The sequence below is a fragment of the Lacinutrix sp. C3R15 genome (assembly GCF_018860825.1).
Classification (GTDB): Bacteria; Bacteroidota; Bacteroidia; order Flavobacteriales; family Flavobacteriaceae; genus Oceanihabitans.
In genome coordinates this window covers 391,465-408,991 of sequence record NZ_JAHKPZ010000012.1, presented here as the reverse complement: position 1 = coordinate 408,991, position 17,527 = coordinate 391,465, and the positions used below count along the sequence as shown (strand labels likewise).

Sequence of the window (17,527 nt, the reverse complement as noted above, 5' to 3'; positions counted from 1 at the left end):
TTGGTTTTAATGCTTTGCTTATTTCCAATTGAAACAATTCAATACTTAATTGTTTTAAGTCCTCAGCAAAGCAATGTGTTACCAAGTAGAAAGAAGTAAAAAAAATACAAACCTTTAAATAAAGGAAACTAAAAATAAAAAATCGAACTAATTTTTTTTGATAAATAAATTCAAGTAGTTGATAGCCTAATGTGTTATTTGAATATTAATTTTTAACACATCTACTTCTGTTTTTAATAAAACTGCCTTATTATTATATATTTGTATAAATAAAAGTATGTTGATTATACACAACAAAGTAATGCATGTACTATAACTAGCAACACGATTAACTAAGAAATAAAATAAAAATGAACAAGAAATTAACTGGAAAAAACGTACTTATTACAGCTGGAGCGCAAGGAATTGGTGAAGCGATTACAAAACAATTTATTGATAGCGGAGCTAATGTTGCTATTCACTATTTTTCTAGTGCTGATACAGCCAACCAATTAACGGAATATGCATTAAGTAAAGGACAAAAAGCAATTGCTATAAGTGGAGACTTAACAAAAGAAGAAGACGCTAATGCTATGGTTGAAAAAACAATAGAGACTTTTGGAGGATTAGATATACTAATCAACAATGCAGGATCTCTTGTTGCACGAAAAATGTTAAACGAAATGGAAGCTGAATTCTGGCATAAGGTAATGGATATTAATCTAACCTCTATGATGTTTGTAACACGAGCAGCAGCACCATATTTGGCAAAAAATGACAATAGTAGTATTGTTAATTTGGCCTCTCTGGCAGGACGTAAAGGAGGGCATCCAGGATCCTTAGTATATTCTACCAGTAAAGGAGCAATTTTAACCTTTACAAGAGCGCTTTCTACAGAATTGGGTGCGCAAGGTACTAGAGTAAATGCGGTTGCTCCAGGTCTTATTCTTGGTACTTCATTTCATAACACGCATACTACAAAAGAGTCTGCAGCAGCTACAACAGCTGGTATTCCTATACAAAGAGCAGGTAATGCAGACGATGTTGCTAGAGCAGTTTTATATTTAGCTTCTGAGTATGATGGTTTTATTACTGGTGCAACATTAGATATTAATGGAGGTGTCTACAATATGTAGTTCTAAGTTAATTGTGATACATTAAAACTTAAAAAACACTAGGAGCTAAGTAGCACCTAGTGTTTTATATTTATTTACTTTTTAAAGAGAAATTTATGTTAAAGACTTCAGTAATTCATCCTACTATAATGGAAGCTCTTGCACGTTCAGGTCATTTTGCACAAGTTGTTATTGCAGATGGTAATTTACCTGTTGGTGCCATGAGTGGGCCAAACTCTACAACAGTACACCTTAATTTTCGCCCAGGATTATTAGATGCACTAACTGTTCTTGAAGGTATATTAGAGGTTTGTCCTGTTCAAGGTGCTATTGTTATGGAAAAGCCTGCAGAAGCAAATGCAGAGATTCACGAGGCGTATAAAAAATTACTGGGAGATGTAACTTGGGATGAGATGGAACGATGGTCTTTTTATGACAAAATAAGGGATCCTAATACTACATTAATTATTCAAACAGGCGAACAACGTCGTTTTGCCAATTTAATACTAACTGTTGGTGTTGTAAAAATGGCTGAAGAGAGCGGTTTTTAGTCTTGTAATAGTTTAAGCACCTCATAAACTCCAACGGTTGCAGGTTTAGCAATAACCGTTATTTTTTGGTGGTTTACATATGCAGGTTTTGGGTCTATAAAATAAGTAGTAGTATTTTCTGGTACATAGTGCATAAGGCTTGCTGCAGGATAGACTTGTAAGCTAGTACCAATAATGATTAGTATATCTGCTGTTTCACAAATTTCAACAGCTTTATCAAACATAGGTACGGCTTCACCAAACCATACAATATGCGGTCGTAATTGATCTCCTTTTTTATCAATATCACCAAGAACTAAATCTGTTTTCCAATCCTGTACTGCTGTTTCGTTATTAACACTTCGTACTTTTAATAATTCGCCATGCAAATGCACTACGTTTGTGCTTCCTGCGCGTTCGTGTAAATCGTCTACATTTTGTGTAATAATGGTAACGTTATACTCTTTTTCTAATGATGCTAAATCATAATGCGCTTTATTGGGTTGCACTTCTAGTAGCTGCCTTCTTCGTTGGTTATAAAAATCTAAAACTAATGAAGGGTTATCTATAAATCCTTGTGGTGATGCTACTTGCATAACATCATGACCTTCCCATAAACCATCAGCATCTCTAAAGGTTTTAATACCACTTTCTGCACTTATTCCTGCTCCTGTTAATACTACAATATTTTTCATAAAAATAGATTCTATTTTATTCCCACGAAAGTGGTACTCTGCTCAAAAGATAAAATTACTTTTTTTGTCATTCTTAAGAAAGTGCTTATCCGTTCTTTTTTAATTAAATTTGACGTTTAGTAAAAAATATGACAGACATTAAACTTCTAGAATACCTAGAAACCTATTTAACCGAAAACCGAAGAAACAAGTTTAATACAGTGATTAAGCAGCGTACTAAGCATTTTACGGTTGCTACAGAAGATGTGTACCAATTGCATAATTCAAGTGCTGTAATGCGTAGTTGTGATGTTTTTGGAATACAAGAAGTAAATATAGTAGAAGAGGTGAATAGCAAAAGTATAGATAGAGAAATTGCAATGGGAGCACAGAAATGGGTAGACTTAAACAGGTTTCATTCTATTAAAGACTGTATTGCAGATGTAAAACAAAAAGGATATCAAATAGTAGCGACTACACCACATATAGAAGATTGTGAATTGCAGGATTTTGATTTTACTAAAAAGTCATGTTTTTTCTTTGGTAGAGAAACCCAAGGCTTAAGCCAAGAAGTGCTAGATGCTGCAGATTGTTATTTAAAAATACCAATGGTTGGTTTTACCGAAAGTTTAAACATTTCTGTTTCTGCAGCTATTATTTTACAAGAGGTAACGGCAAAATTAAGACGAAGCGATATCGCTTGGCAACTTAGTGAAGAAGAACAAAATGCTAAGCGATTAGATTGGGTTAAAAAAACCATTAAAAGCTATGACCAAATTATAGCGAGATACTATGAAGAGAATAAGTGATTTTAGATAATAAAAAAAGCGTAACCCTAAAGGATTACGCTTTGTATATTGAATTTTATAAATATTTAAAATTTACCAGATCTACTTCTGTTTAAAACCTTATATTCTTCATAACACTCACTAATAGCGTCTAAAATTTGAAGGTCATTAGCAGAGTTTATAAAATCTTTAGAGTAGTTACATTGGCTTACAATTTCATCTAAATCTACTCGGTTTACTTGTAGTAAAGCCATGAGCATTTCTCTGTCAAATCGTTGGGCAAGTAAACTTCTAATCTCATCGTCTTGCTTCATCTTTTTTAACTTTCGCATCTCATTGGGCTGTCTACCAAACATTCGGTATAAAAAGTCTGCAGGATTAAAAATAGCACCTAAAACTTTAGTTACAGCACTTGGCGAATTGTTTCCAGCTTCATAACCTGTACTTGGTAAGCCAGATATTGCATATCTGTAATTATTGTTTGTTGGTACATTTTTAATATCTACCTCTAAAAAACCCGTAAGTTTAAACTGTGTTACAACTACTTCTTCTAGAGCTAAAGCCAATTCTGTTAAAGCAATATTAGAACTTCCATATTTTAACCAATCGTTTGTTACTCTAACTTTAATAGATTTAAAACCTAAATAAGAAAAGTGTAAGGTGTCATTTGGTTTTGCTGCAAGTTCAAACACACCTTTTTCATTAGTTGTTGTACCTATTACTTGTGTTAAGTTTACAATATTTACGCCTTCTAGAGTGGTATCATCTGCAGCGTTAATTACTACACCTTTTACTTTATTAGGTAGCTCTTGTGCTTGACTAAATGTAAAAGATAGTAGTAAAAAAAATATAGTAAACCAATTCTTCATAATAGTGGTGTGTAGTTTTATAAAGATACAAACATATTTATAAATACCTTATACCTTTTAAACTTTGACTTAAAATTAACAAAATTACCAGCCCTTAGGCCAGATCATTTAGCGTCTTGAACGTCTTGGTCTAGAATGTGTGGTTTTAAATTCCGATTTATCTCTAGATTCTGATCTTCTTGAAGAACCTTCAGAACTACGTCTTTCACTTCTTCTAGAGTCACCACCAGAATCATTTCTTCTTCCAGAACTACGTCTTTCTCCTCTTGGTCTGTCAGATCCTCCACGTCTTCTGTCGTTTCCACCATCGCGACGTCTTCCGCCACGACTTCTTCCACCACCTCCACGGTTTTCGCTAACTTCTACATTAACAAAACGGCCTTCGTGTTTGTAATCTGTAAAAAAGGCAAGTATTTTTTCTTGGTGCTCTTTTTCGGTATTAAAGAAAGAAAAACTGTCTTTAACATCTACTTTAAATACATCGTCTCTACCAAGTTCTAGAATTTCTTTTAAGAAATCTTTTAGCTTCATCCAATCAAAGCCATCTTTTTCACCAACATTAATAAAGTAACGTGTATCATTACTATTGCTACTTCTTCCGCTTTCACGATCATTAGAAGATGCTGTTACGTTAAGATTCTTAGCTTTTTGGTAGTAGTTAAAGAAACGAGTAAACTCTACAGAGAAGAATTTTTTAATAAGTTCTTCTTTGGTAGTTTCTTCAAACAAGCCATTAATATCTTCTAAATACTTATCAATTTCATGATTGATTTCTGTATTGTGAATTTTGTTTGCTAAAGACATTAATTGTACTTCGCAAATTTCCATTCCGTTCGGAATTTCTTTTAATTCAAATTTCTTGTTAATAATACGCTCAATACTTTTTAATCTGCGTATTTCACTTTTAGAAACAATTACCATAGAAACTCCCGTTTTTCCGGCACGACCTGTTCTTCCGCTTCGGTGTGTATAGGTTTCTACTTCATCACTTAATTGGTAGTTAATTACGTGTGTAATATCATCCACATCAATACCACGAGCAGCAACATCTGTAGCTACAAGCATTTGTATTTGACGTGTTCTAAATTGTTTCATCACAATATCACGTTGGTTCTGGCTTAAATCACCATGTAATGCACCAGCGCTATAACCATCTTCAATTAAGTTTTCTGCAACTTTTTGGGTATCTCTTTTAGTTCTACAAAAAATTACCGAAAATATATCAGGATTCGCATCTGCTAAACGTTTTAATGCTTGGTAACGATCACGAGCGTTTACTAAATAGTATTCGTGTGTTACGTTAGAAGTACTTTCATTTTTATGACCAACCGTAATTTCTTTTGGGTCTAGCATGAATTTTTTAGCAATTCTAGCAACTTCTTTTGGCATGGTTGCAGAAAATAACCAAGTGTTTTTATCTTCTGGTGTACCAGAAAGAATATCTGTAATATCTTCTTTAAATCCCATGTTTAACATCTCATCGGCCTCATCTAAAACCGAGTATTGAATTTTAGTAATATCTACTAATTTTCTGTTAATCATATCTTTCATTCTACCAGGAGTAGCAACTATAATTTGTGCGCCACGTTTTACTTCGCGTGCTTGGTCTGTAATGCTTGAACCACCATAAATGGCAACTACATTTAAACCTTTACAGTATTTACCGTAGGCTTTCATTTCGTTAGCAATTTGTAAACAAAGCTCACGAGTAGGAGAAAGAATTAAACCTTGAGTGGTACGACTGTTAACATCGATTTTTTGTAGCATAGGAAAACCAAATGCTGCCGTTTTACCAGTTCCAGTTTGCGCTAAGGCTACTAAATCTGTCTCTTCGTTTAATAAAATTGGGATTGCTTTTTCTTGTACTTCAGATGGTTTTTCAAACCCTAAATCTGTTATACCTTGTAATAATTCGTCGTTAAGACCTAAATCTTGGAATGTGCTCATTCTTGTTTTATGTATTTCAATGTCAATCTATTTTGGTGTTACAAATAGAAGTGCATTGAACATACTTAACCTAAAACCTCTAGTAACACATCCTCTCTCTGAGGAGTCAATTGTAACGCATTTTTCGCGTTTCAAGCTGCAAAGATACGTTTTTATTTGCTATAAATAGGGTAGTTAGGTTTTATTTAATTATTTGGGCGTTTTAACACGCTATTCGTTATATCTTTTTTTGCCATATATGCCAGCAAAAAAAGGATGCCACTACTATCGTTAACGCGCCTAAACCTGTAAACGAATAGCCAACATATAAAAGGTATTATAATCTTATACAGCACATTTTTAGGAGTTCCTTTAAAAGTTTTTACCTTAGCCTCTTTGTAAAATTTAAAAATGGTTGATGTTAGATTATATTATAATTGGTGGCGCACAAGCAGGATTGTCTATGGCGTATCATTTAAAAATATTAGAAAAGGAATTTTTAATACTAGATGGTGAAAAGGAAATAGGAGCGTCATGGTTAAACCGTTGGGATTCTTTAAAACTATTTACACCTACCGAATATAACCACTTACCAGGATTAAAATTTGATGCGCCAAAAGGACACTATCCTACAAAAATAGAAGTAAGTAACTATTTTAAAAAATATGTAGAAACTTTTAAAATACCAGTACAACTCAATATCTTGGTAACTGCTGTACGTAAAACAGAAAACGGTTTTTATGTAAGATATAAAGATGGCGAATTACAAGCTAAAAATGTAATTGTAGCTACAGGACCATTTCATATTCCGTATACACCTCCTTGTAATACTAAAATAGCTAAAAGCGTGCTTCAAATGCATAGTAATTATTATAAAGGTGTGTACCAATTGCAAGAAGGAGATGCTTTGGTAGTAGGAGGAGGAGACTCTGGATACCAAATTTTAAATGAAATTTCTAAAGATGGTTCAAGAACCGTTTATTTTTCTGGAGATACTACTGTAAAATCTTTACCACAACAAATTCTTGGAAAAACCTTGTGGTGGTGGTTTACCTTAGTTGGTTTTTTAAGTTTTAATAAATATAGCTGGATAGGGAAGCGTTTAAGTAATTCATCGCAACCAGTTATAGGTACAGATGTGAAAGAAATTCTTTCTAGAGAAAATGTAATAGCTAAAGGAAGAACCAAAGATGCACTACAAGAAGAAATTATTTTTGAAAACTCAAAAGTTTCCACTATTAAAAATATTATTTGGGCAACTGGTTATCGTCCTAATTTTAATTGGATTGAGGGTTTAGAATTAGATGAAAATGGCTATCCTAAAAATTATAGAGGTGTAAGTAATATAGATGGATTGTATTTTATTGGCTTACCGTGGATGTATACCAGAGGTTCTGCAACTTTAGGAGGTGTTTCTAAAGATGCAAGTTATTTGGCTAATGTGATAAGTAATCTAGATTAATTTAAATCATTTAAAAAAGCAACTAGTTGTTTTACGGCTTTCCCTCTGTGTCCTACTTTGTTTTTTTCAGCGATAGTAATTTCTGCAAAGGTTTTATCAAATCCTTCTGCTTTAAAAATAGGGTCATAACCAAAACCTTCTTTGCCATGTTTTTCTGTTGTTATTTCTCCTTTGCAAATGCCTGTAAACGTTTCTAGCTTTTCGTTAAGATGCAAGGCAATAACGGTTTTAAATTGTGCACTTCTATCTAGCCTGTCTTTAAGGTTGGTTAAAAGCAAATTCATATTATCCTGATCATTGCGTTGTGCTCCTGCATATCTGGCAGAGTACACACCAGGTTCGCCTTGTAATGCTGTAACTTCTAATCCTGTGTCATCTGCAAAGCAATCATAACCATATTTTTCTTTAATATATGCTGCTTTTTGTATGGCATTGCCTTCAATGGTTTTTTGTGTTTCTGGCACATCTTCAAAACAACCAATATCTTTTAAACTTAAAAGCGTAATGTGTTCAGGGATTAGCGATTGTACTTCTTTAAGTTTATTTAAATTATTGGTGGCGAAAACAAGTTGCATAGTTTATGGTAATTAATGTATTTTAGCTTTTGTAAAAATAGAATTTCCCAAATAAAATAGATCTATTCTGGTAAATTTTATTTGATATTAACCAAATTAAGCACCTTTTGTTAGCACAGAATATTTTTAAAAAGTATTTAAAATTTAGATTATTTTTCTTTGTCATTTTTTGTTTTAGTTGCATTTCTGTGCACTCACAATCTTTAGAAAATATAGACTCTTTACTTATAGATAGAAATCTGGAAAATTATTCGATTCGTTTATTTTCTAATTTTAAAGTAAAGAAATTTAGTATTAAAGACGATAATTCTAAGGCTAAATATGTTCCTAATAACAGATATGGATTGGGTTTTGGTGTAGCTAGTAAAAAGTTTATTATTGATCTTGCTTTTAATATAAAAAACCCAAATAAAGAAGAGACAAAAAGGTTTGATTTACAAGCTACAACTATAGTTAAAAAGCAACATTATGTAAATGCATTTATACAAACGTATAAAGGTTTTAATGCCAAAAGTGATTTTGATGTAGCTACTGTTTTTAGAAGTGATATTCGCTCTGTAACTTTTGGTGTTAATTATTTATACACTTTTGATGATGTAGAGTTTTCTTATTCGCAATTAAAAGCCGGTTTTTCTGAAAAGCGAAATAAAAACATGTACATAACTGGAGGTCTCGGTTTTTTTGGTGTGTTTGATTATTTTTCTGCAAAACCTAGTATTTTTAGTGACGATGCAAGTATGTATTTTAATGAAGAAGCAAATGTAAAAAGATATCGTGGTGGCGCTTTAGGGCTTTTAGCAGGATTTGTATCTTATTTTAAGCTTCCAGAAAATATTACTGCTACTTTTAATTTTATGCCAGGAATTGCTTTAATGAATAAAAAAGTAACCTTGCAAGACGATAGCTACAGACCATCTAACCCAATGTTGTATAAAATAGATTTTAATATAGGGTTAGGATATAGTATAGATAGATATTACGTTAGTTTAACCTACGGAAATGGTTATTACACTACAGATTTTGATAATGGCAATGATTATTTCTTCAATTTGTCTAATGCAAAATTGGCTATAGGTTATAAATTAAAAGGAAAGAAATAATTAGTTTTAAGTATGATATAAGTCATATAAAATGATTTGTAAAATTTGTATTTTTGAGTAATAACAATTAAACACTTAAAACTATGACTGTAAATTTTGAATACGTTGATGTAGATATTAGTGAAACGCTAAATGCGCTTGCTACAGAAAAATTAGAAAAGTTATTTAATAGATATGAATTTTTAATTAGTGCTGTTGTTCGTTTTAAAAAGAACGAAAACGATCACACTAAAGGAAAAATTTGTGATATAGAATTAAGTTTACCAGGACCAAGAGTTTTTGCTACTTCTGATGAAAAAAATTATGAAGTTGCAGTACGTCAAACGGTTAATGATTTAGAAAAACAGCTTAAAAAACGAAAAGAAACTTATTCTATTAAATAAATACAACTACAGAGGGTTTACCTATGATGATAAGGTTCATTTTTTAAAATAGTAAACCCTCTGTAAATTTGTTCTATTACAAATAAACGTACCATTTGGTGCGAAAATGTCATTTTAGATAAAGAGAGTTTTCCTTGTGCTTTACTATATACTTCAGGACTAAAACCATAAGGTCCACCAATAACAAAAACCAATTGCTTAATACCAGAATTCATGTGTTTTTGTAAGTAGTTTGAAAAACCAACAGAATCTAATTGCTTTCCGTTTTCATCGAGTAAAATTAATACATCTGTAGTATTTAATTTGCCTAAAATAATTTCGCCTTCTTTTTGTTTTTGTTGCTCCTCACTTAGGTTTTTAACTTTTTTTAAATCTGGAATAATTTCTAATTCAAACTTAATATAAAAGCCAAGACGTTTGGTGTAATCGTCTATTAAGCTTTGTAATTGCTTGTTGTCTGTTTTGCCAATGGCTAGTAGTTTAATATGCATTAAAAGCAGTTTTTTGTAAAGCGCCCATAAAAAGGGTCTTCAAAAAAGTTGTATTTTATATAACAACCTCTAATTATAAATTCTTGTAAATCTTCTCTAATAGGTGACCAATCGTCATTTTTAAGTAGTAATTGAACATTTTTGTTGCTCATATAACCTCCGCTTAAAAAATATTCTCCATCTGGTTTTAAAACTAATAACTTGTAGTTTTTATGAATTTTAAAAAAGGTGTTTTTAAAAATGCCTCTGTCTTTTAATCTCGGTGTATTTTCAAAATAAGTAATACCATCTTGTTTCTTATTATAAACATAATTTACTGATACTAAATCTTGTTTTTCAAAATTTTCTATACATTTTGTCAAGTACTTATCAATTTTCTCATTGAATTTTATAAAATCCCTTCTGTCTAAATCTTTATTTGGGTTTATAACTTTTGAAAAACCATTAGAAATAAAGGTAATATTGTTACTTAGATTTGGTTGATTAAATATACCCATTTGGTTTTTAATTATTGTTTCTTTATTAAACAACGTGTCTGAATAAGAAATAACGATTTTAGAACCTGGTACTACTTTCGTTTTAGAATCTAGCTCTAAAATGCTTCGTATTTGGTCATATTCTTGAGGCGTTATTTTTCCGAAGCTATATTTTGGTAACACTTTGTTTACTAGAATAGAATCTGAGCTATATGCTAAACATTTATAGGCACGATTCTTACAGATAGTATTAAATTGTAGCGAATCAATTTCCTTCATATTTTCATCTATAAAAACTTTTTCTTGACTAATAGTATGAAAACTAATAAGGAGGAATAATGCGGTAATTTTATAAATCATAAGATGTAGTATTTTAAGCGCGATATTTTTCAAAAATAAGAAATTAAAAAATCGTATTTCAAAAAACTAATATCGTAAATCTATTTCTTATTTTAGCACAAAGAATTATTTTATGATAAGCAAAGCACAATTTGATACAGAAATAGCGTTAATAATAGCAAATGCCATTAGAGAAGATGTAGGTGATGGAGACCATAGCTCACTTGCTTGTATTCCTGCAACAGCACAAGGAAAAGCAAAGCTTTTGGTAAAAGATGAAGGTATTATTGCAGGAGTAGAGTTTGCAAAGAAGGTTTTTGCTTATGTAGATAAAGATATGAAAGTAGAAACGCTAATTGAAGATGGTAGCAAAGTAAAATATGGAGATATTGTTTTTTATGTAGAAGGAGCTTCGCAATCTATACTAAAAGCAGAGCGTTTGGTGCTTAATGCTATGCAACGTATGAGTGCTATTGCTACAAAAACAAGACAGTTTGTAGATTTATTAGAAGGCACAGGAACCAAAGTTTTAGATACCAGAAAAACCACTCCAGGAATTCGCGCATTAGAAAAATGGGCTGTTAAAATTGGAGGAGGAGAAAACCACAGATTTGCATTGTATGACATGATTATGCTTAAAGATAATCATATTGATTTTGCTGGCGGATTAACCAAAGCCATCGAAAAAACAAAAAACTACTTAAAAGAAACTAATAGAGATTTAAAAATTATAGTAGAAGCTAGAGATTTAAATGAAATAGAAGAAATCTTGAAAAGCGAAGGTGTTTATAGAATTTTAATTGATAACTTTAATTTTGAAGATACTAAAAAGGCTGTAAAATTAATTGGTAACAAATGCCTGACAGAAAGTTCTGGAGGTATTAATGAAAAGACTATTAGAAAGTACGCAGAGTGTGGCGTAAACTTTATATCTTCTGGTGCTTTAACGCATTCTGTGTATAATATGGATTTAAGTTTAAAAGCAGTTAATTAGTTTTAGTTGCCATCAAAGTTTGCAGTAAGTAATCTATTAACACGCTAGTCTTAATTAATGACAAAAAAAATAGAAGATAAACTAGAAAAAATACCAGTGGTTAGTCTGTTGGTAAAGCTTTTTAAGCAAATAAAACTTCCGGGTTTTGAAGGTTTATCTATTTATGATCTGTTAGAATTATATGTTATTGGTATTGCAAGAGGAGCTTTAGCTACAAGAGCTAGTGCTATTGCTTTTAGTTTTTTTATGGCAATATTTCCGTTTTTACTATTTGTACTTATTGTAATACCTTATATACCAATAGACGGTTTTAGAGCGGAATTTTTATCTTTTTTAAATTCGTTTTTACCACCAAATACATCCGAGTTTTTTGACGAAAATATTTATGGAAACATCAATACAGGTCGTGGAGGATTACTTTCATCTGTGTTTTTACTTTCTATAATATTAATGGCAAATGGTGTAAATGCTTTGTTTTCTGGTTTTGAAAACTCTTACCATGTACAACTATCACGTAATGTTGTAAAACAGTATTTATACGCTTTAGGTGTTGCCTTAATTTTAGCCATTATGGTTATTTTAACCGTTATTATTTTTGGTTATGTAGAGATTTATTTATTGCAACCTCTTTTTGATAAACTAAACAAAGAAGGTTTAACAGCGGTAGACTCTAATGTGTTCTGGATTGTAACAGCAAGATATTTATTCTTTTTAATAATGACGTATTTAGCAACAGCAACCTTATATTATTTTGGTACCAAAGAAGGGAAACAATCTAGTTTCTTTTCTGTAGGAGCATTATTAACTACCTTTTTATTTGTTTTAACTTCCTACCTTTTTGGTATTTATATCAATAATTTTGCACAGTATAATGAGTTGTATGGTTCTATTGGTGCCATTTTAATTTTAATGTTCTACTTATGGCTAAATGCAAATATTTTATTGCTAGGTTATGAGTTAAATGCCTCTTTAAACGGATTGCGAAAAATTAATGGAAAATTATAGACGTAGTAACTAGAGAACAAAATCTAGTGTAGAAGTTTATAAAAGAGAAGGAGAATTTTTTTTGGAAAAATTTTAGATAACATTAATCGTTAAATAATGATGAGCTTTGTATTAGGTGTAAAGCTGAAACTTATAATAAGCCTGTCTTATATACAGATAACCCTAATATTATTCAAGTAAGGGTTGTGTTTTCTTATTTATTTGCAAACCAATAAGTGGTTAAGTGTTGAAAACTAGTTAAAAAGCTTCAAGAAAGCTTCTTTTCTTCTAATAGAAACATCAATGGTTTCTTGATTAGACATGGTTACATAACCACCTTTTCCTTTGGTGTATTTCTTAACATGAGCAATGTTAATTAAATGTGAATTATGAATTCTGAAAAAGTTTGCATCCACCAAAAGTTCTTCAAAATGTTTTAAGGGTTTAGAAACTAATATTTTTTCTGTTTTTGTGTAAATAAAGGTGTAACTAGTATCTGCTTTGCAATGTACAATATCTTCAATTTCTAAGATTTCAAATCCGTTAGATGTAGGTATTTGTATGGTTTTTTTTGGGTCTTCTTTTTTTAAATTATTTAATAAAATTTTTATTTGCTGTGCATTGTTTAAAGAGGTAATTTGTTTTTCTAGTCTGTTAATTGCTGCAATAAAATCATCTTTATCTATGGGTTTTAATAAATAATCCATTGCACTATATTTAAAAGCTTTAATAGCATAGTCATTAAAAGCTGTTGTAAAAATGACATTAAAGTTATAGTTTCCTAAGTCTTCTAAATAATCAAAACCTGTTTTATTATGAATTTCAATATCTAAAAAAACCAAGTCTGGTTGCAGTAATTTTGTTTTTTTTAAAGCATCTTCAATCGTTGTACAAGTAGCTATAATTTTTAGGTTTGCTGCATGCGTTTCTACTAATCTTATAAGACTATCAATACAATGCTGTTCATCATCTACTATTAGGGTTTTAATCATTTAAAATGCTAGTGTTAGTGGTAGTTTTACTTCTACTTTAGTGCCATTTGGTTTGTCTATAATATGTAAATTTCCTTTGGTGTCTTTTATTTTATTAATGATTTCAATTCTACTTTTGGTAATACGCATTCCTAAGGAGTGTTTGTTGGTATTAGGTGTATTTGCTGCAGATGCTGCTCTACCAATACCATTATCTTCTACACTGCAAATAAGCATGTCTTTTTCTTTGGTGTAGTTAATGCATATTTTTCCTCTTTCTGTGCTTTTTCTTAAACCATGAATAATACTATTTTCAACAAAAGGTTGTAAAATCATTGGAGGGATTAAAGTGTTTTCTGCATCAATAGTTTCATCAATATTTATATTGTATGTAAAACTATTGTTTGCACGTTTGTTTTCAATATCTAAATAGGTTTTTAAAATAGAAATATCTTCGGTTAATGTAATTTCTTTTTGTGTAGATTTTTCTAAAGTTTCCCGCATTAATTTTGAAAACTTAGTCAAATAATTAGTAGCATTTTCAATATCATTTTTGGCAATATATGATTGAATAGAATTTAAAGAATTAAAAATAAAATGCGGATTCATTTGTGCTCGTAACGCTTTTAGTTCTGTGTTTGAAACTTTTAAGTTAAATGCTGTTTCTTTAGCAATAGCATTGGCTTCTTGCTTCTTTTTATAAAGCATAAAACCTATGGTTAAGCCAATGGCTAAAGTGCTACCAACAAACATAGAAGTGTTTTTTATAAATTTATAACGCGATACTTCTGCTTCTTTTAGGGTTTGTTGTTTTTCATGAATAGCTGTTAGTGTAGCTTCTTTTTTTTCGTATTCATATTTGGCTTCTAGCTTTGCTATTTCTTCTTTTTTTTCAGAAGACATAAAGCTGTCTTTTAGTTTTTTAGCTTCGGTTTGGTTGGTGTACGCAATTTTATAATTGTTCAGTTTAGCATTTACTTGCCCAAGCTTCTCTAGTGCACTTGCTTGACGTTCTATACTTTGAGTTTTTTTAGAATATTTTAGTGCGTTTTCAAAATTATTTTTGGCTTTTAAATAGTTTTCCTTTTTGTTTTCGCTTTGCAATGCGCTTTTAAAATATGCAGTTCCAATGCTTTGATAAACTATAGCTAAATTATTACTATTGTCTAATTCTTCAAATAACACTTTTGTATCTTTTAAATAGGTTAGTGCTTTGTCATATTCCTTTAAATTAATATAAGCAATTCCTGTATTTGTTAATGCACTTGCAATACCATATTTATTATGTATACTTTGCATTATAGCTAGTGACTCTTTATAATAGTTAATCGCTTTTTCGGGCTGTTTTATATCATCATATACATTGCCAATATTAGTAAGTGCGTTTGCTATACCAATTTTAGAATTTAATTTTTTATTGGTTTCTAGGCTTTTATTAAAATATTTTAAGGCTTCTTTATTTTTTTCTAACCTATAGTATAATAATCCAATATTGGTAAGAATTCCAGCATAACGATCTGTGTTTGTAGTGTTGGTTTGTTCGTGAATTTTGGAGGCTTTTAAGTAGCTATCTATAGCTTCAGGGTAAAGGGATTGATACATTTGGTTAATGCCAATACTATTTAGTACAACAGCCATTAAGAAACTGTCTTTTTCTTTTTTAAAAACGTCTAAAGCTTTAACGTTTTGTGCATTTGCTTTTATATAATCCGATTGTCCAAAATAGATTAATCCTTTATTATAATTAATACGAGCGACTTGATTCCAATCTTTTCGTTCTGTTTGTATAGCAATGGCTCTATTATAGGCCTCTATTGCTAAAGAATCTTTAGATAATGCTACCAAATTAAGGGCTTTGTTTTTATAAGCAATTGCTTCTTTATCTTTTAATTGAAGGGTTTTTGCTAGAGAAATTGCTTGGTTTGAAAATTTTAAGGCCTTTTCAGGATTGGTTTGTTGCAGCAAACTAGAAAGCTGATTTGCTATTTGAAGCTTTTCAGAACTTACTACCTTTATGGTATTAAAATCCATCTCTAGTGCATCTATTTTTTGCTCTTGTGCATAGCAAAAAATAGAGCATACCATAAGCATATAGTAAACACTAGATTTCATAGTTTTTAAGATTAATTAATAGCAAGATAAATTTAGTTCAATTTTTTATAAAGACAATAATATTTGCACAGAAATAAAGCCAAAGTGCACAGTTATAAGTTTTTAGTAGTAATTCTGCTTTAAGAGGTGTTATTTTATATAACTATTAATTAATCACTCTTTTATGAAACTGAAATTACTTTTTACGTTACTTTTTAGTATTAATTTAAGTCTTGCGCAAATAGCAGCTCCTCCTGTTCCTGAAACCTGGGAAAACGATATTTGGTTTACTAACCAATGGCTGCATTTTTCTACAGTAGATTATACGTTTAATCAGGATTGCCTTCCTGTTTTGGCTATTTTACAAGTTTTAGATTTTAGTACCAGTACTTTTGTAGATAGTGCTAGACTAGCAACAAGTTATAATGCAAATAACCAAATACTAGAGACTATAAATGAGTTGTGGAATAGTGATACTCAAATTTGGGAAAATGATAGAAAATCAACACAAGCTTATGCAGGAAACAACTTAATAGAAATTATTAATTATTTATGGATAGATAATACTTGGCAATTAGATAGTAGAATTACAAATACCTACAATACAAATAATTTAATTATAGAAAGTACAATAGAGAATCGAGATGTAAATACTAATACATGGATAAATGCTACAAAACAAGAGTTTACCTATAATGCCGTTCCGCTTTTAATAAACACACTAAGTAGTGAATGGGATTTAACAAACCAGGTTTGGACTACCATTAGCAGAGCCACTTTTGTGTATGCTGCAAATAATTTATTACACACAAAGACTTCTGAAGATTGGGAAAACAATAATTGGGTGAACAAAAATCAAGAAACCTATACTTTTGATGCTAATGATTTTTTAACACAAGTTCTGGTTTCACAGTGGCAAGAAGGAACAGCAACTTACAATGCAGAAAGAAGAGAATTATATACCAATAATAGCCAAGGATATTACACAGAGCTTATTAGAGAAAACTATCTCTTAGGAAGCTGGACAGGTGCATCTAGAGATAGAAGAACCTATCCAGAATGCTATACGCTACATACCAAAAATAATACCTCTGATGCATATTCTATATATCCAATTCCTGCCAAATCTACTTTACATATTACTTTAAATAGAATACATAGTGAGGCTGTTATTTTAGATTTAAATGGAAGAATAGTATATAAACAAACATTATTTAATAAACACAATACAATCGATATTTCGCAATTAAATATTGGTATTTATCTTTTAAAAATCACTAATCAAAATCAAACCATTACTAAAAAAATTATAAAACAATAAGGCTATTAACAACTATAAAAACAATATGTCATGAAAATATTTCAAAAATCAAACTGTAAAATTGTTTTAATAATCTTAGCTGTTTTATTCTTACCAATAGATATCTTTTCACAAGAAAAAAGAATTAGTCCTCCAAAAAGAGAATCTAATATTTCTAGTGTAGATCAATTTGTAGGTAACACTTTTAATTTATATCATAAAGTCTTTGTTTATGACAGTTTAACACAAGCAGGAGTTGAAGTTCCTGTAGAAATTGAAGACGAATTAATGCAACGTGCAGAAAAAGATATCGATAGTCTTTGGCATATTTTTCCTGAAGTTTTTGATGATATGGCAAACGGAAGAGCAAACCTTATGAAAAAAGGAAGAGCCACAGCAAATTTAAATAAGTCTAAAAAAGTGTTACGATACTGTTTAACTATGGTGAAAAACTATTTTGTTGGTACAGAATAAGATAAA

Annotated in this window: 18 protein-coding genes; 10 read left to right on the top strand and 8 right to left on the bottom strand. The window is 30.7% G+C overall.

Going from position 1 to position 17,527, the window contains the following annotated elements:
- Nucleotides 1–350: 350 nt before the first annotated feature.
- Nucleotides 351–1,115: an SDR family NAD(P)-dependent oxidoreductase gene (locus tag KO494_RS04795; protein ID WP_215966463.1), complete on the top strand. Its 765-nt coding sequence runs from the start codon at nt 351–353 to the stop codon at nt 1,113–1,115.
- Nucleotides 1,116–1,210: 95 nt separating this feature from the next.
- Nucleotides 1,211–1,645 (top strand): RbsD/FucU family protein, encoded by a 435-nt coding sequence (locus KO494_RS04790; protein ID WP_215966462.1) that lies wholly within the window; start codon nt 1,211–1,213, stop codon nt 1,643–1,645.
- Here KO494_RS04790 and KO494_RS04785 read toward each other — a convergent pair.
- On the bottom strand, nt 1,642–2,319 hold the full coding sequence (locus KO494_RS04785; RefSeq protein ID WP_215966461.1) for an NAD-dependent deacylase: 678 nt from the start codon (nt 2,317–2,319) through the stop codon (nt 1,642–1,644). The genes KO494_RS04790 and KO494_RS04785 overlap by 4 nt on opposite strands.
- A 128-nt stretch (nt 2,320–2,447) precedes the next feature.
- Here KO494_RS04785 and KO494_RS04780 point away from each other — a divergent pair, with 128 nt between their 5' ends.
- Nucleotides 2,448–3,107, top strand: a complete 660-nt coding sequence (locus tag KO494_RS04780; RefSeq protein ID WP_215966460.1) for an RNA methyltransferase — start codon at nt 2,448–2,450, stop codon at nt 3,105–3,107.
- Between the two features lie 65 nt (nt 3,108–3,172).
- Here KO494_RS04780 and KO494_RS04775 read toward each other — a convergent pair whose 3' ends face one another.
- Together KO494_RS04775 and KO494_RS04770 are read right to left on the bottom strand one after the other, a co-directional pair.
- Nucleotides 3,173–3,955 (bottom strand): carboxypeptidase-like regulatory domain-containing protein, encoded by a 783-nt coding sequence (locus KO494_RS04775; protein WP_215966459.1) that lies wholly within the window; start codon nt 3,953–3,955, stop codon nt 3,173–3,175.
- Nucleotides 3,956–4,063: 108 nt separating this feature from the next.
- A complete protein-coding gene (locus tag KO494_RS04770) occupies nt 4,064–5,902 on the bottom strand; it encodes a DEAD/DEAH box helicase (RefSeq protein ID WP_215966458.1) in 1,839 nt (612 codons plus the stop codon).
- A gap of 397 nt (nt 5,903–6,299) precedes the next feature.
- Between KO494_RS04770 and KO494_RS04765 the strand changes: the two genes are divergently transcribed.
- The gene (locus tag KO494_RS04765) at nt 6,300–7,343 is read left to right on the top strand and encodes an NAD(P)/FAD-dependent oxidoreductase (RefSeq protein ID WP_215966457.1); all 1,044 of its coding nucleotides are present in this window, start codon (nt 6,300–6,302) and stop codon (nt 7,341–7,343) included.
- On the opposite strand, the gene KO494_RS04760 is transcribed toward KO494_RS04765, so the two are convergent.
- Entirely contained in the window at nt 7,340–7,918 is a 579-nt protein-coding gene (locus KO494_RS04760) for a non-canonical purine NTP diphosphatase (protein ID WP_215966456.1), read from the bottom strand. The two genes, KO494_RS04765 and KO494_RS04760, sit on opposite strands and share 4 nt — an antisense overlap.
- A 188-nt stretch (nt 7,919–8,106) precedes the next feature.
- Between KO494_RS04760 and KO494_RS04755 the strand changes: the two genes are divergently transcribed.
- Together KO494_RS04755 and hpf are read left to right on the top strand one after the other, a co-directional pair.
- A complete protein-coding gene (locus KO494_RS04755) occupies nt 8,107–9,018 on the top strand; it encodes a DUF4421 family protein (protein WP_303426989.1) in 912 nt (303 codons plus the stop codon).
- A gap of 83 nt (nt 9,019–9,101) precedes the next feature.
- The gene (gene hpf, locus KO494_RS04750; protein WP_215966455.1) at nt 9,102–9,401 is read left to right on the top strand and encodes a ribosome hibernation-promoting factor, HPF/YfiA family; all 300 of its coding nucleotides are present in this window, start codon (nt 9,102–9,104) and stop codon (nt 9,399–9,401) included.
- 17 nt (nt 9,402–9,418) lie between these two features.
- Here the strand turns inward: hpf and rlmH are convergent, their stop codons facing one another.
- Nucleotides 9,419–9,892, bottom strand: a complete 474-nt coding sequence (gene rlmH, locus KO494_RS04745; protein ID WP_215966454.1) for a 23S rRNA (pseudouridine(1915)-N(3))-methyltransferase RlmH — start codon at nt 9,890–9,892, stop codon at nt 9,419–9,421.
- Complete coding sequence (locus KO494_RS04740; RefSeq protein WP_215966453.1) at nt 9,892–10,728, bottom strand: hypothetical protein; 837 nt, start codon at nt 10,726–10,728, stop codon at nt 9,892–9,894. Before KO494_RS04740 ends, rlmH begins: the two co-directional genes overlap by 1 nt.
- Nucleotides 10,729–10,840: 112 nt before the next feature.
- Here KO494_RS04740 and nadC point away from each other — a divergent pair, with 112 nt between their 5' ends.
- Complete coding sequence (nadC, locus tag KO494_RS04735) at nt 10,841–11,701, top strand: carboxylating nicotinate-nucleotide diphosphorylase (RefSeq protein WP_215966452.1); 861 nt, start codon at nt 10,841–10,843, stop codon at nt 11,699–11,701.
- 57 nt (nt 11,702–11,758) lie between these two features.
- Entirely contained in the window at nt 11,759–12,706 is a 948-nt protein-coding gene (locus KO494_RS04730) for a YihY/virulence factor BrkB family protein (protein ID WP_215966451.1), read from the top strand.
- A gap of 233 nt (nt 12,707–12,939) precedes the next feature.
- Here KO494_RS04730 and KO494_RS04725 read toward each other — a convergent pair whose 3' ends face one another.
- On the bottom strand, nt 12,940–13,677 hold the full coding sequence (locus KO494_RS04725; protein WP_215966450.1) for a LytTR family DNA-binding domain-containing protein: 738 nt from the start codon (nt 13,675–13,677) through the stop codon (nt 12,940–12,942).
- Complete coding sequence (locus KO494_RS04720; protein WP_215966449.1) at nt 13,678–15,768, bottom strand: tetratricopeptide repeat protein; 2,091 nt, start codon at nt 15,766–15,768, stop codon at nt 13,678–13,680.
- A gap of 163 nt (nt 15,769–15,931) precedes the next feature.
- Here KO494_RS04720 and KO494_RS04715 point away from each other — a divergent pair, with 163 nt between their 5' ends.
- Both KO494_RS04715 and KO494_RS04710 read left to right on the top strand, forming a co-directional pair.
- Complete coding sequence (locus KO494_RS04715; protein ID WP_215966448.1) at nt 15,932–17,068, top strand: T9SS type A sorting domain-containing protein; 1,137 nt, start codon at nt 15,932–15,934, stop codon at nt 17,066–17,068.
- 30 nt (nt 17,069–17,098) lie between these two features.
- Nucleotides 17,099–17,521, top strand: a complete 423-nt coding sequence (locus KO494_RS04710; protein WP_215966447.1) for a hypothetical protein — start codon at nt 17,099–17,101, stop codon at nt 17,519–17,521.
- Nucleotides 17,522–17,527: the final 6 nt, after the last annotated feature.